We start from the raw sequence: 23,729 nt of genomic DNA on the forward strand, positions 1-23,729 counted from the left end.
GATTTCAAGGACGCCGCCGTCGGCAAGCCGGAACTGCGACAGAGGAACGACCAACGTTGGCCCGCCATTTGCTAGAACTCTATGCAATCGTGCTCTTGCGGAGATCAACATGGCCCTTGCCAACAATCCATTACTGACGGCTCTGACGGCTGCCAAAGCCCAGAAAGCCGGCGCCGCCACCTCGGCAAAGGCCCCGGAACCCATCAAGGACCACACTTCCAGCTTTTCCAGCGTGTTCGCCAAACAGGCCACGCCCAAGCCGAACAGTGTCAATGAGAGCCTTGCCAAGCTCTCCAGCGCCAAGAGTCCGGCAGCTGACGGCAAGGCAAGCGCCAGTCATTCGTCTGCCGCTTCCGACAAGACGGTTGCCGATCACGGCAACGGTTTGCCTGCCAAGGCGGTCCACGGTAAGCCGGATAGTAATGGCAGCCACAACAATAGCGGTAAGAGCGATGACGACGCCTCCGATAGCACCCAGGCATCCGACAGTTCCACCGTGGCCGGTACGCCGGCGACCGATCCCGCCCTCGACCCGACGCAGGTCGCCACAGCGCCCCAGGAACAGGTGCCGGCCGACACTCAGCCTGTGCTCGATCCAGCCTTGCTGGCCGCTGCCGTGCCGGTCATTGCGCCGCCAGTTGTCCAGGCGCCGACCGACGCCACCGATGAAAAATTCGATCCTTCGGCCGACCCACTCGAAGGGCTGACCGCCGTGCAGATCGCGCTGGAAAACAAGACTGGACAGACAGGGGCCACCGGCAACGCTAACGACGCGAGCAAGACCTCCGGCAAGCAGGATCCCAATGCCGATCCGGCGCAGTTGCTGGCGGGTAATCTGGCGGCGCTGGGCGATCAACCTGTGGACGAAAGCACAACGGAAGGGGGCGGCGACAAGGCCTTCGGCGGTCTGCTCGACGACGGTCTGAAGGACGTCAAGAACGCTTCCAGCGACACCCGAGTGGATAACTTCGCCGAGCGTCTGGCGGCGTTGTCCCAGGCGGCACAGGTGAAGAACCACGCCCCTGCGTCAGCTACCCCCCTCAATCAGCCGCTGGCCATGAACCAGAGTGGCTGGACCGAGGACGTGGTGAACCGCGTCATGTATCTGTCGAGCCAGAATCTCAAACAGGCGGACATCCAACTGCAGCCAGCCGAGCTCGGTCGTCTGGACATTCGCGTCAACATGGCGGCAGATCAACAGACCCAGGTGACCTTCATGAGCGCCCACGTTGGCGTGCGTGAAGCGCTGGAAAGTCAGATGTCGCGTCTGCGTGATTCCTTTGTCCAGCAGGGCATGGGCCAGGTCGACGTCAACGTTTCGGATCAATCCCGCGGCTGGCAGCAACAGGCTCAGCAGCAGTCGGGTGGCGATGGACGTGGTAACGGCACCAACGGCTCCGGCAGCTCCAGCGGCAGCGAACTGATCGCCGATGGCGCACCCATCGATGCAGCGTCTGCAGTGGCCAGCGCGCCGTTGACCGTCATTGGCTCAAGCGCGGTCGATTATTACGCCTGATTGAAAGCCGTCGAAAGTCCCTGTAGCAACGGCAAGCCGGACTGCTACAGGGGCAGACGTGAATCCATAAGCCTGGAACGAAAAGCGGTGAGCGGCAGGGGTAGACATCCCGGGCACTCGCCGCTTTTGCTTTACTTGCCGCTCGAAGCTCACAACTCGCAGCTGCGGTTCTGGCACAACCCTTGCTCTTGCTCTGTCACGCAACACCGAACCCCTTGGATAGTGACGGATTATTGGCATGGCGAAGAGCGACGACGCGGTTAAAGACCCGGCAAAAAAAGGCAAGCTGAAGGTCATCATTCTTCTGGTGGTGGGCCTGTTGCTGGCCGTCGGTCTGTCGGTCGGCGCGACCTGGTTCATCATGCACAAGGCCGAGAGCACGTCTGATCCTGCGCTCGCCGCCGAGAATGCGAACGTCAAGAAGGAGGCGATCTTCGAACCGCTTACGCCGCCGTTCGTCGTTAATTACAACGTTAACGGGCGCCAGCGCTACATGCAGGTCAGCATTACCTTGCTGGGCCGTGATCACGCCGATCTGGAAGCATTGAAAGTACACATGCCGGTCATTCGCAATAACCTGGTGATGATGTTCTCCGGGCAGCCGTTCGACACTATCGCGACGCCGGTGGGTATGGAAATGCTGCGCCAGAAAGCCGCTGCGGTGGTTCAGGAAGTCGGGCAGAAAGAGCTTGGCAAAAGCGTCATCGAACAGCTGCTTTTCACTAACTACGTACTGCAGTAGGACCACGACATGGCCGTGCAAGACCTGCTGTCCCAGGATGAAATCGACGCGCTGTTGCATGGCGTGGACGATGGTCTGGTGCAGACCGAAAGCGTTATCGAACCGGGCAGCGTCAGAAGTTATGACCTGACCAGCCAGGACCGGATCGTGCGCGGACGCATGCCGACCCTGGAGATGATCAACGAGCGTTTCGCCCGTTACACCCGCATCAGCATGTTCAACCTGTTGCGCCGCTCGGCGGACGTGGCGGTAGGTGGCGTGCAGGTGATGAAGTTCGGCGAGTACGTGCATTCGCTGTACGTGCCTACCAGTCTGAACCTGGTCAAGATCAAGCCGTTGCGCGGCACCGCGTTGTTCATTCTCGACGCAAAGCTGGTGTTCAAGCTGGTAGACAATTTCTTTGGCGGCGATGGCCGTCACGCAAAGATCGAAGGCCGTGAATTCACGCCGACCGAATTGCGCGTGGTGCGCATGGTGCTGGATCAGGCCTTCATCGACATGAAGGAAGCCTGGCAGGCGATCATGGAAGTCAACTTCGAGTACATCAACTCGGAAGTGAATCCGGCCATGGCCAACATCGTCGGCCCGAGCGAAGCGATTGTGGTCTCGACCTTTCACATCGAACTCGATGGCGGTGGCGGCGACCTGCACGTGACCATGCCGTATTCGATGATCGAGCCGGTACGCGAAATGCTCGATGCCGGTTTTCAGTCGGATGTGGATGATCAGGATGAGCGCTGGGTCAATGCCCTCAAGCAAGACGTCCTGGATGTGTCGGTGCCGCTGAGCGCCACAGTCGCTCGTCGTCAGCTGAAGTTGCGGGACATCCTGCACATGCAGCCGGGCGACGTGATTCCGGTGGAACTGAACGATCATCTGGTCATGCGCGCCAATGGCGTGCCGTCATTCAAGGTCAAGCTGGGTTCGCACAAGGGCAATCTGGCCCTGCAAGTGATCGAACCGGTCGAACGCCGCTGACGTTTTGTCGTCAGCTTCAGAATGTAATGTGTAAACGAATCAATGCTTGCCGAGGTCACCATGGCTGATGAAAACGATATGAACTCCACAGACGACCAGGCACTGGCCGACGAGTGGGCCGCGGCCCTGAGTGAAGCGGGCGACGGACAGGCGGACATCGACGCGCTGCTGGCTGCCGATGCCGGGAGCTCTGCGAGCAATCGCCTTGCAATGGAAGAGTTCGGCAGCGTGCCGAAAAACAATGGTCCGGTGTCGCTGGACGGCCCGAACCTGGACGTGATCCTCGACATCCCGGTATCGATCTCCATGGAAGTGGGCAGCACCGACATCAATATCCGCAACCTGCTGCAACTCAATCAGGGTTCGGTGATCGAGCTGGATCGTCTTGCAGGCGAGCCGCTGGACGTGCTGGTCAACGGGACGCTGATCGCCCACGGTGAAGTGGTGGTGGTGAACGAGAAGTTCGGCATTCGCCTCACCGACGTGATCAGCCCGAGTGAACGCATCAAGAAGCTGCGCTAAATGGGCCGTTTTGCGAAAGGCCTGGCGGCGTTGGCGTTGCTGACGATGTCGTGGGCTGTCATGGCGGCCGATCCGGCGGCGCCCGCCGCCAACGCAACTACCACGGCAGCAGCGCCAGCCACTGCACCTGCGGTGTCCAGCGCATTGAGCAGCGGCATCGGCGGTCAACTATTACAACTGGTGCTGGGCCTGTTGCTGGTGGTCGGTCTGATTTTCGTGCTGGCCTGGCTGATGCGTCGAGTCCAGCGTGCAGGCCCTGCGGGAAATCAGGTCATTGAGCTGGTCGGTTCTCGCGCTCTCGGGCCGCGTGATCGACTGGTGCTGGTTCAGGTGGGCAACGAGCAGGTGCTGTTGGGGGTTTCGCCTGGCAGCATCACCGCGCTTCACGTGATGAATGAACCGGTCCAGGTGCCTGAAACCCAGAACACAACGCCGGAATTCGCCAGGCGTCTGATGGACGTGCTGGGCAACAAGGGCATCACCGCACCGCGTCCTGGCAAAAACGGACTGGGCGAGCCGGGTCAGAAGGATAAGAACTGATGCGTATTGTTTTGACGCTGCTGTTGCTGCTGGCAGCGCCACTGGCGTTCGCCGCCGACCCGTTATCGATTCCGGCGATCACCCTGGGCACCGGTGCCAACGGGCAGCAGGAGTATTCGGTCAGCCTGCAGATACTGCTGATCATGACCGCGCTGAGCTTCATTCCGGCGTTCGTCATGCTGATGACCAGTTTTACGCGGATCATCATCGTGTTCTCGATTCTGCGCCAGGCGTTGGGTCTACAGCAGACACCTTCGAACCAGATCCTCACCGGCATGGCGCTGTTCCTGACCATGTTCATCATGGCCCCGGTATTCGACCGGGTGAACAACGACGCCTTGCAGCCGTACCTCGCCGAAAAAATGACCGCTCAGGACGCCGTGGCCAAGGCCGAAGTGCCGATCAAGGACTTCATGCTGGCGCAGACCCGATCCAGCGATCTGGACCTGTTCATGCGCCTGTCCAAGCGCACCGACATCGCGACCCCCGACGCCGCGCCGCTGACCATCATCGTTCCGGCGTTCGTGACCTCGGAGCTGAAAACCGCGTTTCAGATCGGCTTCATGATTTTCATCCCGTTCCTGATCATCGACCTGGTCGTCGCCAGCGTGTTGATGGCCATGGGCATGATGATGCTTTCACCTCTGATCATTTCCCTGCCGTTCAAGATCATGCTGTTCGTCCTCGTAGACGGCTGGGCGTTGATCATCGGCACGCTGGCCGGCAGTTTCGGCGGCGTATGAACCCGTTTGGCGAGGAGTGCCCGGCATGACCCCGGAAGTCGCTGTAGATTTGTTTCGCGAAGCGTTGTGGCTGACCACCACCATGGTGGCGATTCTCGTGGTGCCGAGCCTGATCGTCGGCCTGCTGGTGTCGATGTTCCAGGCCGCGACGCAAATCAACGAACAGACCCTGAGCTTTCTGCCACGCCTGCTGGTCATGCTGGTTACCTTGATCGTCGTCGGTCCGTGGCTGGTCCGTACGTTCATGGAGTACATCACCAACCTGTACACCAGCATCCCTCAAGTGATCGGCTGAGCCACGAATGGAACCCGTGCTGGCGCTGACCGATACGCAGATCAGCACGTGGGTCGCCGCGTTCATGCTGCCGTTGTTCCGCATCGCGGCGGTGCTGATGACAATGCCGATCATCGGCACCACGCTGGTACCTAACCGCGTGCGCCTTTATCTGGCCCTGGCCATCACCGTCGTCGTTGCCCCGAGCCTGCCGCCGATGCCGCAGGTCCATGCGCTGGACCTCAGCGCGCTGCTGTTGATTGCCGAACAAATCATCATCGGCGCTGCCCTCGGGCTGTCGCTGCAATTGTTCTTTCAGGCGTTCGTGATCGCCGGGCAAATCGTCGCGATTCAGATGGGCATGGGCTTCGCGTCCATGGTCGATCCGGTCAACGGGGTCTCGACCGCCGTGATCGGGCAGTTCTTCACCATGCTGGTGACTCTGTTGTTTCTGGCCATGAACGGTCACCTGGTGGTGTTCGAGGTGCTGATCGAAAGCTTCACCACGTTGCCGGTGGGCGACGGACTGGCCATGGCCAACTTCTGGGATCTGGTGCTGCGCCTGGGCTGGGTGCTCGGCGCCGCGCTGATCCTGGTACTCCCGGCGATCACGGCGCTGCTGGTGGTCAACATCGCCATGGGCGTGATGACCCGCGCCGCGCCGCAGCTGAACATCTTCTCCATCGGTTTTCCGTTGACGCTGGTGCTGGGCATGGGGATTCTGTGGATCTCCCTCGGCGACATTCTCAATCAATACCAACCGCTGGCGGTCGACGCCTTGCAGTTGCTCAAGGACATGGTCAAGGCGCGCTGACATGGCTGAAAGCGAGAGCGGTCAGGACAAGACAGAAGACCCCACGGACAAACGCAAACGTGAGGCTCGGGAGAAGGGCGAGATTGCCCGCTCCAAAGAGCTGAACACAGTTTTCGTGATGATCGTCGGAGCTGCCGGCCTCCTGGCGTTTGGCGGCTCCATGGCGGAAATGATGATGCAGCTGATGCGCGACAACTTCGTCATTTCTCGCGATGCACTCATGGATGACCGCTCCATGGGGCTGATGTTGATGGCCTCGGGTAAAGCGGCGTTGCTGTCGTTGCAGCCGCTGCTGATCGCCCTGACCCTGGCGGCGCTGATCGGCCCGATATCCTTGGGTGGCTGGCTGTTCGCTGCCGGCTCCCTGGCGCCGAAGTTCAGCCGGATGAATCCAGCCGCTGGCATCAAGCGTATGTTTTCCGCCAAATCGCTGATGGAGTTGCTCAAGGCCCTGGCGAAATTTTTCGTGGTGCTGCTGGTGGCGGTGGTAGTGCTGGCAAAGGATAAGAACGATCTGCTGGCGATCGCTCACGAGCCGATGGAATTGGCGGTCGTGCATAGCCTCCAGCTGGTGGGCTGGAGCACGTTATGGATGGCCTTCGGTCTGGTGATCATTGCAGCGGTGGACGCGCCGATTCAGCTATGGGAAGCGCACAAGAAGCTCCTGATGACGAAGCAGGAAGTGCGCGACGAGCACAAGGACAGTGAAGGACGGCCGGAGGTCAAGCAGCGGATTCGTCAGCTGCAGCGCGAGATGTCGCAGCGGCGGATGATGGCGGCGATTCCGGATGCCGATGTGGTCATCACCAACCCGACTCACTACGCCGTTTCGTTGAAATACGACCCGGACAAGGGTGGGGCGCCGATGCTGCTGGCCAAGGGTAGCGATTTCATGGCGTTGAAGATTCGCGAGATCGCTGCGCAGCATGAGATTCTGTTGCTCGAATCTCCGGCGCTGGCGCGGTCGATTTATTACAGCACTGAGCTGGAGCAGGAGATTCCAGCGGGGTTGTATTTGGCGGTGGCGCAGGTGCTGGCGTATGTCTATCAGATCCGTCAGTACCGCGCTGGACGTGGGAAACGGCCTGATCCATTGAATGAGAATCTGCCGATTCCACCGGATTTGAGGCGGGATTCTTAGCGGCTTTTTGGGTAACGGCGTGGGTTTGGGGTATATCCGTTATCGGCGGTGTTGCGGATTAAGATTCCGCTCTTACAGCGGGTCACTTTTTTCAAGAGCCAAAAAAGTAACCAAAAAGGCCCTGCTCCTGGTTTGGCTCTCGTTCCTCGGGTTCCCTTACTCCGGCGACGCTCCGTGGGCCCGCGCCGCTTGCGTTCGGCCTGCACCCAAGTCGCGATTTGTGTCGTCTGAGCAATCGCATATGAAGGGCGATTCGGGCTGGAGCTAGCGCTCTTCGCGTTCTGATGTCGAGCACAACTCTTCGCCACACCCCCCGATCTACTGTAAGGGTTGGCTTGCTGTCGAACCCGGTGTGTCAGTCAACGCATCTGCAACTGACCACCACATTCGCCAGCAAGCCGGCTCCTACAGGTCCTGCGACATACCGGGGTTCTGCGATCGCAGCTCACACCCCTGTAGCAGGCCGGCTAGCCCGCGGTAGCGATCCTGCGGGCGCCACCGCCGGCAAGCAAGCCATGCTGCTACAGGTCCAGCGGAATATCGAAAATGGGCAATCAGTACATCTCCTGTGGGAGCGAATTCATTCGCGAGGGGACAGTACAGCCGACCCAGTTCCATAGCCTGGAAAATCTGTCGCGAATGAATTCGCTCCCACAGGCGGTGTGCGTTTGCTGCAGAGACTGTATTCGCCGTTAAAACTGCGAAGTGTGTTAGCGCCAACCCGTCAGGCTCTTGCTTTTCTTACTCGATAGTCAGACGACACAAATCGCGACTGGCGTGCGGGCCGAACGCAATCGGGCCAAACCAGGAGCAAAGCGTTTTTAGCCACTTCTATCGCTTTTACAGAAGTGACCCGCTGTAAGAGCGGAACCGCGATCAGCGCCTACCACTAACAGATATCCACGCCCCGTCGAAGCCACTCGCGCCTGCCACCAGGCAGACTAAAAAACCTTGAGCACCCACATTTCAGATGATGGCACTCTGATATTTTTAACTCATTCCAAGAGTTGGACAGGTTTTTGCAATACCTGCGTTACAGCGCCTCTGGCGTCAAAAGTTTGATTTAACGCGCAGGTACAGAATCGGTGGATCGCTCACAGTTAATCTCTAACGCTCGCATTGGACTGGTCGGCCTGGGCCGTGGTCAGTTGGGCGTGCCGTTGCTGTTGCTGGTCATGCTGGCAATGATGATGTTGCCGATGCCGCCGTTCCTGCTGGACGTGTTTTTCACGTTCAACATCGCGTTGTCGATCGTGGTCCTGCTGGTTTGCGTCTACGCCCTGCGGCCGCTGGATTTCTCGGTCTTCCCGACCATCCTGCTGATCGCCACCTTGCTCCGGCTGGCGCTCAACGTCGCGTCCACCCGCGTGGTCATGCTCCACGGTCAGGACGGTCACGCCGCTGCCGGTAAGGTGATTCAGGCCTTCGGTGAAGTGGTGATCGGCGGTAACTACGTGGTCGGTATCGTGGTGTTCGCGATCCTCATGATCATCAACTTCGTGGTCGTGACCAAAGGTGCCGGTCGTATCTCCGAAGTGAGCGCACGCTTCACCCTCGATGCCATGCCCGGCAAACAGATGGCGATCGATGCCGACCTCAACGCGGGCCTGATCGACCAACCCGAAGCCAAGCGCCGTCGTCTGGAAGTCGCCCAGGAAGCCGAGTTCTATGGCTCCATGGACGGTGCCAGCAAATTCGTGCGCGGTGACGCCATCGCGGGTCTGCTGATTCTGTTCATCAACCTCATCGGCGGCATGCTGGTGGGGATCATTCAACACAACATGAGCTTCGGCGACGCGGGCAAGGTCTACGCACTGTTGACCATCGGTGACGGTTTGGTGGCGCAATTGCCGTCGCTGCTGCTGTCTACTGCGGCAGCCATCATGGTGACCCGCGCGTCCGGTTCGGAAGAAATGGGCAAGCTGGTCGGTCGCCAGATGTTCACCTCGCACAAGGCGCTGGCTGTCTCGGCGGGCATCATGATCGTCATGGGGCTGGTGCCGGGCATGCCGCACTTTTCCTTCATCAGTCTGGGGCTGGTGGCGGCGGGTGGCGCTTACCTGCTGTGGAAGAAGCAGAATCAGGTCAAGCTGGCGGCGATTCAGGAGGTCAAGCGCCAACAGGAGCTGCTGCCTTCACCGACCCGCGCGCAGGAATCGAAGGAGCTGGGCTGGGACGACGTGACCCCGATCGACATGATCGGCCTGGAAGTGGGCTATCGCCTGATTCCCCTGGTGGACCGCAACCAGGGTGGTCAACTGCTGGCGCGGATCAAGGGCGTGCGCAAGAAGCTTTCACAAGAGTTGGGCTTTCTGATGCCGACCGTGCACATCCGCGACAACCTCGACCTTGCGCCGAGCGCCTATCGTCTGACGCTGATGGGCGTGACCCTGGCCGAAGCCGAGATCTACCCGGACCGTGAACTGGCGATCAACCCCGGTCAGGTATTTGGCAGCCTCAACGGCATTACTGCCAAAGACCCGGCGTTCGGCCTCGAAGCGGTGTGGATTGAAATCAGTCAGCGCGCTCAGGCGCAGTCTCTGGGCTATACCGTTGTAGATGCCAGCACGGTAGTGGCAACCCACTTGAACCAGATCCTCTACAAGCACTCTCATGAGTTGATCGGGCATGAGGAGGTCCAGCAACTGATGACGCTGCTGGCCAAAAGCTCGCCAAAGCTTGCCGAAGAGTTGGTGCCAGGGGTGTTGTCGCTCTCGGCGTTGCTCAAGGTGTTGCAGGCGCTGCTGGCCGAGCAGGTCCCGGTACGCGACATCCGCAGCATTGCCGAAGCCATCGCCAACAACGCCATGCGGAGTCAAGATACCGCCGCATTGGTGGCCGCCGTACGGGTCGGATTGTCCCGTGCAATCGTGCAAAGCATTGTCGGCATTGAGCCGGAGCTGCCTGTTATCACGCTCGAGCCCAGGTTGGAACAGATATTGCTCAATAGTCTGCAGAAGGCGGGTCAGGGTCAGGAAGAAGGCGTTCTGCTGGAGCCGAGCATGGCTGAGAAACTTCAGCGCTCGTTGATCGAAGCGGCGCAGCGTCAGGAGATGCAGGGTCAGCCGGTTATTTTGCTGGTCGCGGGTCCGGTCCGCGCCATGTTGTCCCGCTTCGGACGCCTGGCAGTACCGAATATGCATGTTTTGGCTTACCAGGAAATTCCTGACAATAAGCAAGTCACCATCGTAGCGACTGTCGGGCCTAATGGCTGAGGTAGTGAGTCATGCAAGTTAAGCGTTTTTTCGCCGCCGATATGCGACAAGCCATGAAGCTGGTTCGTGATGAGCTGGGTGCCGAAGCCGCCATCATCGGTAACCGGCGGATCGCCGGTGGCGTGGAGCTGACTGCCGCGTTGGACTACAAACTGTCTGCGCTGGCGCCGCGTGTGCCGAACATTGAACTCGAAGACGAGTTGCGCAAGACCCAGTCGCGCATCGTCACCGCGCAAGCCGAGCTGACCCACCGCAGCGAGCTGGACGCTGTCGCCAACCGTCAGCTGTTCACCGGCGTTGCGATGGACGACAGCAAGCAGATCGAGCCGACGCTGGATGAACCGTTTCGCCCGTCGATTCACGCGGCCATCGCTGCTGATCGTGCAGAGCGCGCCGAGCGTCAATCGGCTGCCGAACCTGAGGTCAGCCAGCGCGCCTACGAATCGATGCGCTCGGAATTGAATGGCCTGCGCGAACTGCTGGAAGTCCAGCTGGGCTCGCTGGCCTGGAATCAACTGCAAGGCAGCCGTCCGCAGCAGGCCAATCTGTGGCGCCGCCTGCAACGCGTCGGTCTGTCCGGCCCGTTGTCACGCGACCTGCTGGCAATGGTCCCGGACACCGATGATCAGCCGCACGCCTGGCGCATGTTGCTGGCACATCTGGCACGCATGATCGTCACCCCGGACATCGAGCCGCTGGAAGAGGGCGGTGTGATCGCCATGGTCGGTCCCGCCGGTATGGGCAAGACCACCACGCTTGCGAAACTGGCGGCCCGTTATGTATTGAAATATGGCGCGCAAAATATCGCGCTGGTGAGCATGGACAGCTTCCGTATCGGTGCTCAGGAACAGCTCAAGACGCTGGGACGTATTCTCAATGTGCCGGTGACTCACCTCGATCCGGGGCAATCCCTGGGCCAGGCGCTGGAGCCTTTGCTGCGCAAGCGCGTGGTGCTGATCGATACCGCCGGCCTGCAGGCCAGCGATCCGGCACTTCGTCTGCAGCTGGAAAGCCTGGCAGGCCGCGGAATCAAGGCGCGCAACTACCTAGTCCTGGCCACTACCAGCCAGAAGCAGGTGCTGACAGCGGCTTATCACAGTTACAAACGTTGCGGTCTGGCCGGGTGCATCCTGACCAAACTCGACGAAACCGCAAGCCTTGGCGAAGTGCTGAGCCTGGCGGTGACACACGAACTGCCTGTGGCCTATCTGACGGATGGCCCACGGATACCGGATGATCTGCATCTGCCACGTCGGCACCAACTGGTCAGCAGGGCTGTCAGCGTGCAGATGCAGGAGGAGCCTAGCGAGGAAGCGATGGCGGATATGTTTGCGGATCTTTATCACAGCCCCGGCAAACGCGTGGGCTAGGTAGGGAAAATGACACTGGAATATACCTGCATCGATGGTCTGCCAGGCATTGTTCACACAGTGAACGTGCAGCCCGAAATGTGGCTTTGGTCTAAGCAAGACAAGGTAAAAAATTAACATGGGCAGCATGCATCCCGTTCAGGTCATCGCGGTGACCGGTGGCAAAGGTGGCGTAGGCAAGACCAACGTGTCAGTGAACCTCTCGCTGGCCCTGGCCGAGTTGGGACGTCGCGTCATGTTGCTGGACGCCGATCTGGGTCTGGCCAATGTCGACGTATTGTTGGGATTGACTCCAAAGCGCACCCTGGCGGACGTCATTGAAGGGCGCTGCGAGCTGCGCGATGTCCTGTTGCAGGGGCCGGGCGGCGTGCGCATCGTGCCGGCGGCGTCCGGCACGCAGAGCATGGTCCAGCTGACCCCGGCTCAGCACGCCGGTCTGATACAGGCATTCAGTGACATCGGCGACAACCTGGATGTGCTGGTGATCGACACCGCCGCCGGTATCGGCGAGTCGGTGGTCAGCTTCGTTCGGGCGGCGCAGGAAGTGCTGCTGGTGGTCTGTGACGAGCCGACTTCGATCACCGACGCTTACGCGTTGATCAAGCTGTTGAACCGCGATTACGGCATGAACCGCTTCCGCGTGCTGGCCAACATGGCTCAGAGCCCGCAGGAAGGGCGCAATCTGTTCGCCAAGCTGACCAAGGTCACCGACCGCTTCCTGGACGTTGCCCTGCAGTATGTCGGCGCCGTGCCGTATGACGAATGCGTACGCAAGGCCGTGCAGAAACAGCGTGCGGTGTACGAAGCGTTCCCTCGCTCCAAGTGCGCCTTGGCGTTCAAGGCCATTGCGCAGAAAGTCGATACCTGGCCACTGCCGGCGAACCCGCGTGGTCACCTTGAATTTTTCGTTGAACGCTTGGTTCATCAGACCAGCGCAGGGCCAGTGTCATGACAGCAAGCGGCTATCGCATGTACAGCAAAGCGTCCAAAGATTCTCAATATGAGCTGATTGAACGCTATGCCCCTCTGGTCAAGCGCATCGCCTACCACCTGCTGGCGCGACTGCCAGCCAGCGTGCAGGTCGAGGATCTGATCCAGGCTGGCATGATCGGGCTGCTTGAGGTGTCGACCAAATACGACTCAACCAAGGGTGCGAGCTTCGAGACATACGCGGGTATTCGTATCCGTGGTGCGATGCTCGACGAAGTGCGCAAGGGCGACTGGGCACCACGCTCGGTCCACCGCAACACGCGCATGGTGAGCGACGCGATTCGTGCGATCGAAGCAAAAACCGGCCGTGACGCTAAAGATCACGAGGTTGCTGCCGAACTTCAATTGAGTCTCGACGATTATTACGGGATTTTGAACGATACCCTGGGCAGTCGGCTGTTCAGCTTCGACGACCTGTTGCAGGACGGCGAGCATGAGGGGCTGCACGAGGACGGCGCGAGTCAGTCGCTTGAACCGTCACGGGATCTGGAAGACGAACGCTTCCAGAGCGCATTGGCGGACGCCATCGCCAACCTGCCCGAGCGCGAACGCCTGGTGCTGGCGCTGTACTACGACGAAGAGCTGAACCTCAAGGAGATCGGGGAGGTCCTGGGTGTCAGCGAATCCCGGGTCAGCCAGCTGCATAGCCAGTGCGCCGCACGTCTGCGGGGACGGTTGGGAGAATGGCGCGCGCGTTGACTCATTGACGCAGGTCGTTGTTTGCGGAGAATGCCTGCGGCTTGAATGTAAGACTGGCTGTGCAAGGCGTTGTGTGGGACGCAAAAGAGACAAGGCAGGAGCTGGTCGGATCAGGACTTCGGGACTCTTTTCGGCTGCGCTCATTACATGTTTCTTCGAAAGACCCCCTCGTTTTCGTGTAACCGGTGGTTTGGTATGCCGGGATTGATTGAACGCGCGTCCAGGAGCTGGACGCGTTAAAGACTGCTTGGAGGTCGAATTGGACAAGAACATGAAAATCCTCATCGTTGATGACTTTTCAACGATGCGGCGGATCATAAAAAACCTGTTGCGTGACCTTGGGTTCACCAACACGGCCGAAGCAGATGACGGTACCACCGCATTGCCGATGCTGCAGAGCGGCGCTTTTGACTTCCTGGTGACCGACTGGAACATGCCTGGCATGTCCGGCATCGACCTGTTGCGTCAGGTGCGTGCCGACGAACGTCTGCGTCACCTGCCGGTATTGATGGTGACTGCCGAAGCCAAGCGCGAGCAGATCATCGAGGCCGCCCAGGCCGGTGTGAACGGCTATGTGGTCAAGCCGTTCACTGCCCAGGTGCTCAAAGAAAAAATCGAAAAGATATTCGAGCGCGTCAATAGCTGATGTCCGCTGCGAGGGCGCTATGGATCCTAAAGATTCGACAATGGGTGACTTCGAGTCGACCCTGAAGAAACACGCACATGAGCTGGTTGCCAGCCTTGAAAAAGGCAAGTTCAGCGACGCCGTGCAACTTATCCATGAGCTTAATCAGACCCGGGATCGCGGCCTGTATCAGGAAGTCGGCAAGCTGACGCGCGAGCTGCACAGTGCAATCGTCAATTTCCAGATTGACCCGCACATGCCGCAAGCCGAGGAAGTGTCCCAGATCACTGATGCCACCGAGCGCCTGTCGTATGTTGTCAGGCTCACGGAAGGCGCGGCCAACCGCACGATGGACCTGGTGGAGCAGAGCACGCCGTTGATGAATGGCCTGAGCGCAGATGCCAAGGCGCTGAGCGCCGACTGGGGACGCTTCATGCGTCGCGAGATCGGTGCCGAGGAGTTTCGTGATCTGGCCCGCCGCGTCGATGGTTTTCTGACGCGCAGCGAGAAGGAGACCCACGAGGTCGCCAGCCATCTGAACGACATTCTGCTGGCTCAGGACTATCAGGACCTGACCGGTCAGGTGATCAAGCGTGTGACTACGCTGGTGACCGAAGTCGAGAGCAACCTGCTCAAGCTGGTGCTGATGGCTAGCCAGGTAGATCGTTTTGCCGGCATCGAACACGATCAGGAACTGTTCCGTCAGCAAAAAGAACAGGAAAAACTTCATTCCAAGGGTGAAGGTCCGCAGATTCATGCCGATAAACGTGAAGACGTCGTATCCGGTCAGGATGATGTTGACGATCTGCTATCCAGCCTCGGGTTCTGATTTCCATATTTCAGCCCCCGGGTTCTATGTGAAAGTGGCTGCAGGCTTGCGCGCCAATGCTTCGACGAAGGCAATGCGCGCAGCCGACGATGCAGGCCCTGGATCGGTTTGACGGTTAATTTTAGGAGCACCCCCAATGAGCTTCGGCGCCGATGAAGAAATCCTTCAGGATTTTCTGGTAGAGGCCGGCGAGATTCTGGAGCAGTTGTCCGAGCAGTTGGTCGAGCTGGAAAGCCGACCGGATGATGCGGATCTGCTCAATGCAATTTTTCGCGGTTTTCACACTGTAAAAGGGGGCGCCGGCTTCCTCCAGCTCAACGAACTGGTCGAATGCTGCCACATCGCCGAAAACGTGTTCGACATCCTGCGCAAAGGTGAGCGCCGGGTCGACGCGGAACTCATGGATGTCGTGCTCGAAGCCCTGGACACCGTCAACAGCATGTTCGGTCAGGTTCGTGAGCGTTCGGATGTCACTCCCGCCACCCCTGAATTGCTCGCGGCCTTGTCGCGTCTTGCGGAACCTGCGTCCCCTGATGAGGTGGCGGCCGCCCCTGCCCCTGTGGTGGAAGAAGTCGCCGAGAGTGCGAGCGACGACATTACCGATCAGGAGTTCGAACAACTGCTGGACTCGCTCAATGCGGTCAAAGCCGAAGCGGCGGGAATTGCCACCTCTAAGCCAGCGGCACCTGTTTCGACTCCAGCCACGCCAGCCGCCGATCCTGTCAGCGACGAAATCACTGACGCGGAATTTGAGTCCTTGCTCGATCAGTTGCATGGCAAGGGCCAGTTCGCGGTCGATGCCGTCGCGCCGCCAGCCGCACCGGACGCCGCGACTTCCGCGCCTGCCAGCGACGAAATCACCGATGACGAATTCGAAGCGCTGCTCGATCAGTTGCACGGCAAAGGCTCGTTCTCGCCTGATGCCGCCATAGCGCCAGCTGCTGCACCTCCGGCAACGCCCGCCGGTGTCGAATCGAAAGCACCGGCGTCGGATGAAATCACCGATAACGAATTCGAAGCACTGCTCGATCAACTGCATGGCAAGGGCAAGTTCGAGCCAGCCATTGCGGCCACTGCTACGGCTGCGACGACCCCGGCGGCTGTCAAAAAAGCGGAGCCTGCCAAGGTCGAACCTGTAAAAGCCGAACCTGCCAAACCGGCTGCCGCTGCACCTGCGCCTGCAACTGCAAAAGCGGCACCTGCTGCAGCGGCCCCGGTGGCTGCGCCAGCACCTGCAAGAGCAGCGCCGGCGGCGGGCGACAAGGCCCCGACCGAAGCGGAAACCACCGTGCGCGTCGACACCGCTCGGCTGGACGAAATCATGAACATGGTCGGTGAGTTGGTGCTGGTGCGTAACCGTCTGGTGCGCCTGGGGGCCAACAGCGCTGACGAAGCCATGTCCAAGGCCGTGTCCAACCTGGACGTGGTCACCGCCGACCTGCAGACCGCGGTGATGAAAACCCGCATGCAGCCGATCAAGAAAGTATTCGGTCGTTTCCCGCGACTGGTTCGCGATCTGGCGCGTCAGTTGAAGAAAGAAATCAACCTTGAACTGGTGGGTGAAGAAACCGACCTGGACAAGAACCTGGTCGAGGCGCTGGCCGATCCGTTGGTGCACTTGGTGCGCAATGCGGTGGACCATGGTATCGAATCGCCGGAAGAGCGCGAGGCATCGGGCAAGCCCCGTGGCGGTCGCGTGGTGCTCTCGGCGGAACAGGAAGGCGATCACATCCTGCTGTCGATTTCCGACGACGGCAAAGGCATGGACCCGGCGGTACTGCGCGCAATCGCGGTCAAGCGCGGGGTCATGGACAAGGATGCGGCCGATCGTCTGAGCGACACCGATTGCTACAACCTGATCTTCGCGCCGGGCTTCTCGACCAAGACCGAGATCTCCGACGTATCCGGTCGCGGTGTAGGCATGGACGTGGTGAAAACCAAGATCGCCCAGCTCAACGGCTCGATCAACATCTACTCCACCAAGGGCCAGGGCTCGAAGATCGTCATCAAGGTGCCGTTGACCCTGGCGATCATGCCGACCCTTATGGTGATGCTGGGCAACCAGGCGTTTGCCTTCCCGCTGGTCAACGTCAACGAGATCTTCCACCTGGACCTGTCGACCACCAACGTCGTCGATGGTCAGGAAGTGGTCATCGTGCGCGACAAGGCGCTGCCGCTGTTCTACCTCAAGCGCTGGTTGGTCAGCTCGGCCGCCCACGAAGAACAACGCGAAGGCCATGTGGTGATCCTGTCGGTCGGTACCCAACGCATCGGCTTCGTCGTCGATCAATTGGTGGGTCAGGAAGAAGTGGTCATCAAACCGCTGGGCAAGATGTTGCAAGGTACGCCAGGCATGTCCGGCGCCACCATCACCGGTGACGGCCGTATCGCGCTGATCCTTGATGTACCGAGCATGCTCAAGCGGTACGCCGCGCGGCGTATCTAACGTCGACTAAGCAGTGAACTTAGTGGAAGCGAATTCATTCGCGATTGGCCAGTACGATTGATACAGCAATGTCGTCTGGAACATTTTTCGCGAATGACGCCCAGAATGAATTCGCTTCCACAGGTTCCTTGTCCGCCTTTGTAACCCTGGTGGATCAGAGGTTGATGAAACGGGCTGCACCATTGATTGGGCAGACCCTACGGAGTGTTTATGGCAGTCAAGGTTCTGGTGGTAGACGATTCCGGTTTTTTCCGCCGGCGCGTCTCGGAAATTCTTTCCTCTGACACAACTATTCAAGTGGTCGGCACCGCCACCAACGGCAAGGAAGCGATCGAACAGGCGCTGGCCCTCAAGCCTGACGTGATCACCATGGATTACGAAATGCCGATGATGGATGGCATTACCGCGGTCCGGCACATCATGCAGCGCTGTCCGACCCCGGTCCTGATGTTTTCCTCGCTGACCCATGAAGGCGCCCGGGTGACCCTGGATGCGCTGGATGCCGGCGCGGTGGATTACCTGCCGAAAAATTTCGAAGACATCTCGCGCAATCCCGACAAAGTCAAACAGATGCTATGCGAGAAGGTGCATACCATCTCTCGCAGCAGCCGTCGTTTCAGCGGTTACGCCAGTGCTCCGGCGACGCCGGCGCCAGCCCCCGCATCTGCCGCGCCTGCAACCGCTTCGCTGCGCAGCCCTGCGTCGAGCACTGCGCGACCTGCTGCCGCGCCGGCACCTGCATCTGCACGTTCAAGCGCCTCGCATGCGCCAACGTCGCCGGCCCCCAAGCGCAAGGCCTACAAGCTGGTTGCCATCGGCACCTCCACCGGTGGTCCCGTAGCGCTGCAACGCGTGTTGACTCAATTGCCCGCCAACTTCCCGGCCCCCATCGTGCTGATTCAGCACATGCCCGCGGCGTTTACCAAGGCGTTCGCCGAGCGTCTGGACAAGCTGTGCCGCATCAGCGTCAAGGAAGCCGAGGACGGCGACATCCTGCGTCCGGGCCTTGCCCTCTTGGCCCCCGGCGGCAAGCAGATGATGGTCGACGGTCGCGGCGCGGTGAAAATCCTGCCCGGCGATGAGCGTCTGAACTACAAGCCGTGCGTCGACATCACCTTCGGTTCCGCCGCCAAATCCTACGGCGACAAGGTATTGGCCGTGGTTCTAACCGGCATGGGCGCGGACGGCCGTGAAGGCGCGCGCCTGCTCAAGCAGAGCGGCAGCCATATCTGGGCGCAGGACGAAGCCAGCTGCGTGATTTACGGCATGCCGATGGCCATCGTCAAAGCGGATCTGGCCGATGCGGTGTACAGCCTGGACGATATCGGGCGTCACTTGGTCGAGGCTTGTCTGTGATGGATGTCTTGACACTTATAGGGATCATTCTCGCGTTCGTCGCCATCATCGGCGGCAACTTTCTCGAAGGCGGCCACCTGGGCGCTTTGCTCAACGGGCCGGCTGCGCTGATCGTGCTCGGCGGCACTCTGGCGGCCTGCCTGTTGCAGACGCCAATGAGTGCCTTCAAGCGCGCGATTCAGATCTTCATCTGGATTCTGTTTCCGCCGCGCATCGATCTGGCGGGGGGCATCGATCGTGTGGTGACGTGGAGCCTGACCGCGCGCAAGGAAGGTCTGCTGGGCCTGGAAACCGTCGCCGATGCCGAGCCTGACGCCTACTCGCGCAAAGGCCTGCAGCTGCTGGTCGACGGTGCCGAGCCCGAAGCCATCCGCGGGATTCTGGAAGTCGATTTCTTGACCCAGGAAAGCCGCGATATCCAGGCTGCCAAGGTCTTCGAAAGCATGGGCGGTTACGCACCGACCGTGGGCATCATCGGTGCGGTCATGGGCCTGATTCACGTGATGGGCAATCTGGCCGACCCCAATCAGCTGGGCAGCGGCATTGCCGTGGCGTTCGTGGCGACCATCTACGGCGTCGCCTCGGCCAACCTGATCCTGCTGCCGGTCGCCAACAAGCTCAAGGCGGTTGTCATTCGTCAGTCGCGCTACCGAGAAATGTTGCTCGAAGGCCTGCTGTCGATTGCCGAGGGCGAGAATCCGCGCTCGATCGAACTGAAGTTGCAAGGCTTCATGGAGTGATGCGCTGATGGCCCGTCGACGTCGCATTGAGGAGCACGAAAATCACGAACGCTGGCTGGTGTCCTACGCGGACTTCATCACCTTGCTGTTCGCGTTTTTCGTGGTCATGTATTCGATTTCGTCACTCAACGAAGGCAAATACAAAGTGCTCTCCGAGGCGTTGGTCGGCGTGTTCAACGAAGCCGAACGCAGCGTCAAGCCGATCCCGATTGGCGAGCAGAAGCCTCAAACCGTACGGCCCGCCGACCCGCTGGTGCAAGACAGTGAGCAGACCGACGCGGCGCTGGGGCAGGGCGCGCAGGATCCGCTGAAGTCGATCGCTGATGACGTCAATGCCGCGTTTGGCGACCTGATCGCCTCGAAACAGATGACCGTGCGCGGCAACGAGCTTTGGATCGAGATCGAACTCAATTCCAGCCTGCTGTTCGGCAGCGGCGACGCGATGCCCAGCAACCTGGCGTTCGACCTGATCGACAAGGTGGCGAAAATCATCAAGCCGTTCGACAACCCGGTTCACGTCGAGGGGTTTACCGATAACCAGCCGATCAGCACAGGGCAGTTTCCAAGCAATTGGGAGCTATCATCGGCACGCTCTTCGAGCATCGTGCGCATGTTGGCCATGGACGGGATCAACCCGGCGCGCCTGGCCTCGGTCGGTTACGGCGAATTCCAGCCGCTGACCTCCAACGCCACCGCCGACGGCCGCGCGCGCAATCGCCGGGTGGTGCTGGTGATCTCGCGCAATCTGGACGTGCGCCGCAGCCTTACCGGTTCTGGCACCACCGCCAATGCAAAACCCGATGCGGCGCTGCGTCGTGCTGGCACACAAACTGCACCTGTCCCAGCCAAACCGCCGCAGGGCGTCAAATCTTCGTCATCTGCCCCTTAAAATCGGTCTCGGTCATGGTTGTGATGGCTGGGGGGAACGCGAACACATGAGAGTCTGGGCAGTAGCCAATCAGAAAGGCGGGGTCGGCAAGACCACCACCTCAATCGCTTTAGCCGGTTTGCTGGCCGAGGCGGGCAAGCGCGTGGTCGTGGTCGACCTGGACCCCCATGGCTCGATGACCAGTTATTTCGGCCATGATCCTGACATGCTGGAGCACAGCTGTTTCGACCTGTTTCTGAACAAGGGGTTCGTGCCTGATGGCCTGCCCGGTCAGTTGCTGTTGCCGACCAGCGACAAACGCATCTCTCTGCTGCCGTCTAGCACCGCGTTGGCCACGCTCGAACGTCAGTCACCCGGCCAGAGTGGCCTGGGGCTGGTGATCGCCAAGAGCCTTGCGCAGCTGTGGCAGGATTTCGACTACGCGATCATCGACAGCCCGCCGTTGCTGGGGGTGTTGATGGTGAACGCATTGGCGGCGAGTCAGCAGCTGGCGATTCCGGTGCAGACCGAGTTCCTCGCGGTCAAGGGCCTGGAGCGCATGGTCAACACGCTGGCGATGATCAACCGCTCGCGCAAGGTGCCGCTGCCATACACCATCGTGCCGACGCTGTTCGACCGCCGTACCCAGGCGTCGATGGGCACACTCAAGTTGTTGCGTGACAGTTATCCGGAGCACGTGTGGAAGGCTTACATTCCGGTCGATACGCGCCTGCGTGACGCCAGCCGGGCAGGACTGACGCCGTCACAGTTCGACAACAAGAGCCGTGGCGTGCTGGCGTACCGCACGCTGCTCAAGCATATGCTCACCGAGCAGCTCGTAGGGCAGGTGGCCTGAAGTGTCCGCTGATCGTTTATTCACACGCCTTGCGCCCGCGCGCTCAAGTCGGCCTGCGGTGCAGCCGATAAAGGAGACAGGCGGTAATCGCATCACTTATTTTCGGGCTCCCGTATGAACCGCCCTCTGGACATCGCAACACGACCACAACTGGCGCTGCAGAACTATCTCGATGCGTTGCTTCAGGACGCCACCGAAGAGCTGGAAGTCCTCGACAGCGTCGATGAGTTTCAAGCAGCGGTGCTCGAAGAGCAGGCCCATGACGCACGCATGCGCTCGGCGGTAGCTGAAGCGGTAGCAGCGGCAGTGCCTGCTCGACCTGCGCCGGTTTCGCTGGCGTTCGAGCCGCAGGGCTCGTCGGTGCCTGTGCGTGAGGTTAAGCCTGCGCCACGCCCGGTTGCCGAGGCTGTCGAACCCGCGCTCAGGGTGCTGGAAAAGCCGGTCGTTCTGCCGCCGGTCATTGCGCCTGCGGTCGCGCCGGCAGTGCTAGAGCCTGGCGTGGCGTTGGTCGAGCCGGTTGCCGAAGTGCATTTGCCCGCGCAACGCACGCCAACGCCGCCACCGACTGCGGATGAGCGCCCGGCCTGGGCTGCGGAGCCGTTCGAATGCCTGCTGTTCGATGTGGCCGGTCTGACCCTGGCGGTACCGTTGGTGTGCCTGGGTTCGATCTATCCCCTGGCCGGCCATGACCTGACGCCATTGTTCGGTCAGCCGGACTGGTTCCTTGGGATCCTGCCCAGCCAGGCCGGCAACCTGAAGGTGCTGGATACGGCACGCTGGATCATGCCTGATCGCTATCGCGATGATTTTCGTCAGGGTTTGCAATACGTGATTTCGGTACAGGGTTATGAATGGGGGTTGGCGGTGCATCAGGTCAGCCGTTCGCTGCGCCTTTCGCCCGATGAAATCAAATGGCGCGCTCATCGCGGTCAACGTCCGTGGCTGGCCGGGACGGTGATCGAGCACATGTGTGCGCTGCTGGACGTTTCCGCACTGGCCGAGCTCATTGCCAGCGGCGCGGTCAAGCAGATGCAAGCACTCAAATAAATATCATCAAATAAACACAGGACGGCGCGAGTGCGTCGTCTGCAGAGCACAACACGCAAGGGGTTAGGGGTATGAAGAAGTCGTCAGCACAGGGTTCCGAAGATCCGATCCTGCAATGGGTCACCTTCCGCCTGGACAACGAGACGTATGGCATCAACGTGATGCAGGTTCAGGAAGTGCTGCGCTACACCGAGATTGCGCCAGTGCCGGGTGCGCCGAGCTATGTGCTGGGCATCATCAACTTGCGCGGTAACGTCGTTACTGTGATCGACACCCGCCAGCGCTTTGGTCTGCCTCCGGTTGAAGTCAGCGACAACACGCGTATCGTGATCATCGAGGCCGACAAGCAAGTGGTCGGGATCCTGGTCGATAGCGTGGCCGAAGTGGTCTATCTGCGTCAGTCGGAAGTCGAAACCGCGCCGAACGTGGGTAACGATGAATCCGCCAAGTTCATCCAGGGCGTATGCAACAAGAACGGCGAGCTGCTGATCCTCGTGGAGCTGGACAAGATGATGTCCGAGGAAGAGTGGTCCGAGCTGGAGAACATCTGATTGATTCTTGAGGTTGCGGTCATTTTTCTGGCGGTATTATGGGTCGCGACCATCGCGATGTTCATGGCCCACACCAAACGCCAACGCTCACTGGCCATGCGGCAGGTCGAAGCCGACTCGCTGCGTGATCAGCGCATTCGCGAACTGGCCCGGTGCCTGGAAAACTACCAGGGCGGCACGGTGAAGATGGGCGAAGACCTGCACGAGTTGCGCGCCATCGTCGCGCCGCTGCCGGACAAGATTACGGCGCTGGAGCAGCGCGATCCTTCGACGTTGTCGTTCGCTCAGGCGGCGCGGCTGGTCAGCATGGGGGCCAGTGTCGATGAGCTGACTCAGTCGTGTGGTTTGACCCAGGCTGAAGCGCTGTTGATGAGCAAATTGCATGGGAATCATTGATCGCGGTTGCCGGGATTGGTGTGGTTGTCAGGGGCGGGCGGGTTGCTTCAGATGATCCGAGTGTCTGGATTACCCATTGCCCCCCATACGCCGCGGGACGTCTGAACTACTCGCACGCCGATCAAGCTCAGAGCCCATTTTTGCGCTTCGATGGCGAGCGCAGTCTTTGCAACAAACCCATTCTCCTGTGGGAGCGAATTCATTCGCGAAAGGTTTTGCAGACGATAAAGCTGCGCCGGCTGTACGGCCCCTCGCGAATGAATTCGCTCCCACAGTGGAGTGTCTGGATTACTCATTGCCCCCCCATGCGCCGCAATGCGTCTGAACTATCTCGTACGCAGATCAAAAGCAGAATCCACTTTTGCGCCTTGATGGCGAACGCAGTCTTTGCAGCAAACCCACTCTCCTGTGGGAGCGAATTCATTCGCGAAAGGTTTTGCAGACGATAAAGATGCGCCGGCTGTACTGTCC

23 protein-coding genes are annotated in these 23,729 nt (G+C 60.0%); all 23 read left to right on the forward strand.

Annotated features, from left to right (window positions below):
• Positions 1–109 precede the first annotated feature (109 nt).
• The 23 genes from ACRER8_RS25895 (at position 110) to ACRER8_RS26005 (ending at position 23,258) form a co-directional block, all read left to right on the forward strand.
• A complete protein-coding gene (locus ACRER8_RS25895) occupies positions 110–1,516 on the forward strand; it encodes a flagellar hook-length control protein FliK (protein ID WP_431749013.1) in 1,407 nt (468 codons plus the stop codon).
• Between the two features lie 238 nt (positions 1,517–1,754).
• On the forward strand, positions 1,755–2,258 hold the full coding sequence (gene fliL, locus ACRER8_RS25900; RefSeq protein WP_431749014.1) for a flagellar basal body-associated protein FliL: 504 nt from the start codon (positions 1,755–1,757) through the stop codon (positions 2,256–2,258).
• 9 nt (positions 2,259–2,267) lie between these two features.
• Positions 2,268–3,236, forward strand: coding sequence for a flagellar motor switch protein FliM (gene fliM, locus ACRER8_RS25905; RefSeq protein WP_431749015.1), 969 nt, complete (start codon positions 2,268–2,270; stop codon positions 3,234–3,236).
• Positions 3,237–3,296: 60 nt separating this feature from the next.
• Positions 3,297–3,758 carry a flagellar motor switch protein FliN gene (gene fliN / locus ACRER8_RS25910; protein WP_431749016.1) on the forward strand — a complete coding sequence of 154 codons (462 nt, stop codon included), beginning with the start codon at positions 3,297–3,299 and terminating at the stop codon, positions 3,756–3,758.
• A complete protein-coding gene (fliO, locus tag ACRER8_RS25915; RefSeq protein ID WP_431749017.1) occupies positions 3,759–4,298 on the forward strand; it encodes a flagellar biosynthetic protein FliO in 540 nt (179 codons plus the stop codon).
• Positions 4,298–5,041 carry a flagellar type III secretion system pore protein FliP gene (fliP, locus tag ACRER8_RS25920; RefSeq protein ID WP_431749018.1) on the forward strand — a complete coding sequence of 248 codons (744 nt, stop codon included), beginning with the start codon at positions 4,298–4,300 and terminating at the stop codon, positions 5,039–5,041. The genes fliO and fliP overlap by 1 nt, the downstream gene beginning before the upstream one ends.
• 25 nt (positions 5,042–5,066) lie before the next feature.
• On the forward strand, positions 5,067–5,336 hold the full coding sequence (gene fliQ / locus ACRER8_RS25925) for a flagellar biosynthesis protein FliQ (RefSeq protein ID WP_404618611.1): 270 nt from the start codon (positions 5,067–5,069) through the stop codon (positions 5,334–5,336).
• A gap of 7 nt (positions 5,337–5,343) precedes the next feature.
• On the forward strand, positions 5,344–6,129 hold the full coding sequence (gene fliR, locus ACRER8_RS25930) for a flagellar biosynthetic protein FliR (RefSeq protein ID WP_431749019.1): 786 nt from the start codon (positions 5,344–5,346) through the stop codon (positions 6,127–6,129).
• Position 6,130: 1 nt separating this feature from the next.
• Positions 6,131–7,270, forward strand: coding sequence for a flagellar biosynthesis protein FlhB (gene flhB, locus ACRER8_RS25935; protein ID WP_431749020.1), 1,140 nt, complete (start codon positions 6,131–6,133; stop codon positions 7,268–7,270).
• 1,085 nt (positions 7,271–8,355) lie between these two features.
• Positions 8,356–10,485: a flagellar biosynthesis protein FlhA gene (gene flhA, locus ACRER8_RS25940; RefSeq protein WP_431749021.1), complete on the forward strand. Its 2,130-nt coding sequence runs from the start codon at positions 8,356–8,358 to the stop codon at positions 10,483–10,485.
• Positions 10,486–10,496: 11 nt separating this feature from the next.
• Positions 10,497–11,855, forward strand: a complete 1,359-nt coding sequence (flhF, locus tag ACRER8_RS25945; RefSeq protein ID WP_431749022.1) for a flagellar biosynthesis protein FlhF — start codon at positions 10,497–10,499, stop codon at positions 11,853–11,855.
• 118 nt (positions 11,856–11,973) lie between these two features.
• Positions 11,974–12,807, forward strand: coding sequence for a flagellar synthesis regulator FleN (gene fleN / locus ACRER8_RS25950; RefSeq protein WP_274132391.1), 834 nt, complete (start codon positions 11,974–11,976; stop codon positions 12,805–12,807).
• A complete protein-coding gene (fliA, locus tag ACRER8_RS25955) occupies positions 12,804–13,544 on the forward strand; it encodes an RNA polymerase sigma factor FliA (RefSeq protein ID WP_431749023.1) in 741 nt (246 codons plus the stop codon). The genes fleN and fliA overlap by 4 nt, the downstream gene beginning before the upstream one ends.
• 271 nt (positions 13,545–13,815) lie before the next feature.
• Positions 13,816–14,190: a chemotaxis response regulator CheY gene (locus ACRER8_RS25960; RefSeq protein WP_175500148.1), complete on the forward strand. Its 375-nt coding sequence runs from the start codon at positions 13,816–13,818 to the stop codon at positions 14,188–14,190.
• A 19-nt stretch (positions 14,191–14,209) separates the two neighbouring features.
• The gene (locus tag ACRER8_RS25965; protein WP_431749024.1) at positions 14,210–14,998 is read left to right on the forward strand and encodes a protein phosphatase CheZ; all 789 of its coding nucleotides are present in this window, start codon (positions 14,210–14,212) and stop codon (positions 14,996–14,998) included.
• Positions 14,999–15,134: 136 nt separating this feature from the next.
• On the forward strand, positions 15,135–17,444 hold the full coding sequence (locus ACRER8_RS25970; protein WP_431749025.1) for a chemotaxis protein CheA: 2,310 nt from the start codon (positions 15,135–15,137) through the stop codon (positions 17,442–17,444).
• Positions 17,445–17,654: 210 nt separating this feature from the next.
• Complete coding sequence (locus tag ACRER8_RS25975) at positions 17,655–18,800, forward strand: protein-glutamate methylesterase/protein-glutamine glutaminase (protein ID WP_431749026.1); 1,146 nt, start codon at positions 17,655–17,657, stop codon at positions 18,798–18,800.
• Positions 18,800–19,540 carry a flagellar motor protein gene (locus tag ACRER8_RS25980; RefSeq protein ID WP_431749027.1) on the forward strand — a complete coding sequence of 247 codons (741 nt, stop codon included), beginning with the start codon at positions 18,800–18,802 and terminating at the stop codon, positions 19,538–19,540. Before ACRER8_RS25975 ends, ACRER8_RS25980 begins: the two co-directional genes overlap by 1 nt.
• Before the next feature lie 7 nt (positions 19,541–19,547).
• Positions 19,548–20,429, forward strand: coding sequence for a flagellar motor protein MotD (gene motD, locus ACRER8_RS25985; RefSeq protein WP_431749028.1), 882 nt, complete (start codon positions 19,548–19,550; stop codon positions 20,427–20,429).
• A 46-nt stretch (positions 20,430–20,475) separates the two neighbouring features.
• The gene (locus ACRER8_RS25990; protein ID WP_431749029.1) at positions 20,476–21,264 is read left to right on the forward strand and encodes a ParA family protein; all 789 of its coding nucleotides are present in this window, start codon (positions 20,476–20,478) and stop codon (positions 21,262–21,264) included.
• Positions 21,265–21,378: 114 nt separating this feature from the next.
• Positions 21,379–22,311 carry a chemotaxis protein CheW gene (locus ACRER8_RS25995; RefSeq protein ID WP_431749030.1) on the forward strand — a complete coding sequence of 311 codons (933 nt, stop codon included), beginning with the start codon at positions 21,379–21,381 and terminating at the stop codon, positions 22,309–22,311.
• Positions 22,312–22,382: 71 nt separating this feature from the next.
• Positions 22,383–22,862, forward strand: coding sequence for a chemotaxis protein CheW (locus ACRER8_RS26000; protein WP_062385949.1), 480 nt, complete (start codon positions 22,383–22,385; stop codon positions 22,860–22,862).
• Positions 22,863–23,258 carry a DUF2802 domain-containing protein gene (locus ACRER8_RS26005; RefSeq protein WP_431749031.1) on the forward strand — a complete coding sequence of 132 codons (396 nt, stop codon included), beginning with the start codon at positions 22,863–22,865 and terminating at the stop codon, positions 23,256–23,258.
• Positions 23,259–23,729: the final 471 nt, after the last annotated feature.

Source organism: Pseudomonas sp., from assembly GCF_050739935.1.
Lineage (GTDB): Bacteria > Pseudomonadota > Gammaproteobacteria > Pseudomonadales > Pseudomonadaceae > Aquipseudomonas.

Coding starts and splice junctions, on each gene's coding strand:
- fliM (WP_431749015.1), top strand. CDS start 2,268: ATGGCCGTGCAAGACCTGCTGTCCCAGGATGAAATCGACGCGCTGTTG.
- motD (WP_431749028.1), top strand. CDS start 19,548: ATGGCCCGTCGACGTCGCATTGAGGAGCACGAAAATCACGAACGCTGG.
- fliA (WP_431749023.1), top strand. CDS start 12,804: ATGACAGCAAGCGGCTATCGCATGTACAGCAAAGCGTCCAAAGATTCT.
- fliN (WP_431749016.1), top strand. CDS start 3,297: ATGGCTGATGAAAACGATATGAACTCCACAGACGACCAGGCACTGGCC.
- flhF (WP_431749022.1), top strand. CDS start 10,497: ATGCAAGTTAAGCGTTTTTTCGCCGCCGATATGCGACAAGCCATGAAG.
- fleN (WP_274132391.1), top strand. CDS start 11,974: ATGGGCAGCATGCATCCCGTTCAGGTCATCGCGGTGACCGGTGGCAAA.
- fliQ (WP_404618611.1), top strand. CDS start 5,067: ATGACCCCGGAAGTCGCTGTAGATTTGTTTCGCGAAGCGTTGTGGCTG.
- flhB (WP_431749020.1), top strand. CDS start 6,131: ATGGCTGAAAGCGAGAGCGGTCAGGACAAGACAGAAGACCCCACGGAC.
- fliR (WP_431749019.1), top strand. CDS start 5,344: ATGGAACCCGTGCTGGCGCTGACCGATACGCAGATCAGCACGTGGGTC.
- ACRER8_RS25995 (WP_431749030.1), top strand. CDS start 21,379: ATGAACCGCCCTCTGGACATCGCAACACGACCACAACTGGCGCTGCAG.
- ACRER8_RS25960 (WP_175500148.1), top strand. CDS start 13,816: ATGAAAATCCTCATCGTTGATGACTTTTCAACGATGCGGCGGATCATA.
- fliL (WP_431749014.1), top strand. CDS start 1,755: ATGGCGAAGAGCGACGACGCGGTTAAAGACCCGGCAAAAAAAGGCAAG.
- ACRER8_RS25895 (WP_431749013.1), top strand. CDS start 110: ATGGCCCTTGCCAACAATCCATTACTGACGGCTCTGACGGCTGCCAAA.
- ACRER8_RS25970 (WP_431749025.1), top strand. CDS start 15,135: ATGAGCTTCGGCGCCGATGAAGAAATCCTTCAGGATTTTCTGGTAGAG.
- ACRER8_RS25975 (WP_431749026.1), top strand. CDS start 17,655: ATGGCAGTCAAGGTTCTGGTGGTAGACGATTCCGGTTTTTTCCGCCGG.
- ACRER8_RS25980 (WP_431749027.1), top strand. CDS start 18,800: ATGGATGTCTTGACACTTATAGGGATCATTCTCGCGTTCGTCGCCATC.
- fliP (WP_431749018.1), top strand. CDS start 4,298: ATGCGTATTGTTTTGACGCTGCTGTTGCTGCTGGCAGCGCCACTGGCG.
- ACRER8_RS25965 (WP_431749024.1), top strand. CDS start 14,210: ATGGATCCTAAAGATTCGACAATGGGTGACTTCGAGTCGACCCTGAAG.
- fliO (WP_431749017.1), top strand. CDS start 3,759: ATGGGCCGTTTTGCGAAAGGCCTGGCGGCGTTGGCGTTGCTGACGATG.
- ACRER8_RS26000 (WP_062385949.1), top strand. CDS start 22,383: ATGAAGAAGTCGTCAGCACAGGGTTCCGAAGATCCGATCCTGCAATGG.
- ACRER8_RS25990 (WP_431749029.1), top strand. CDS start 20,476: ATGAGAGTCTGGGCAGTAGCCAATCAGAAAGGCGGGGTCGGCAAGACC.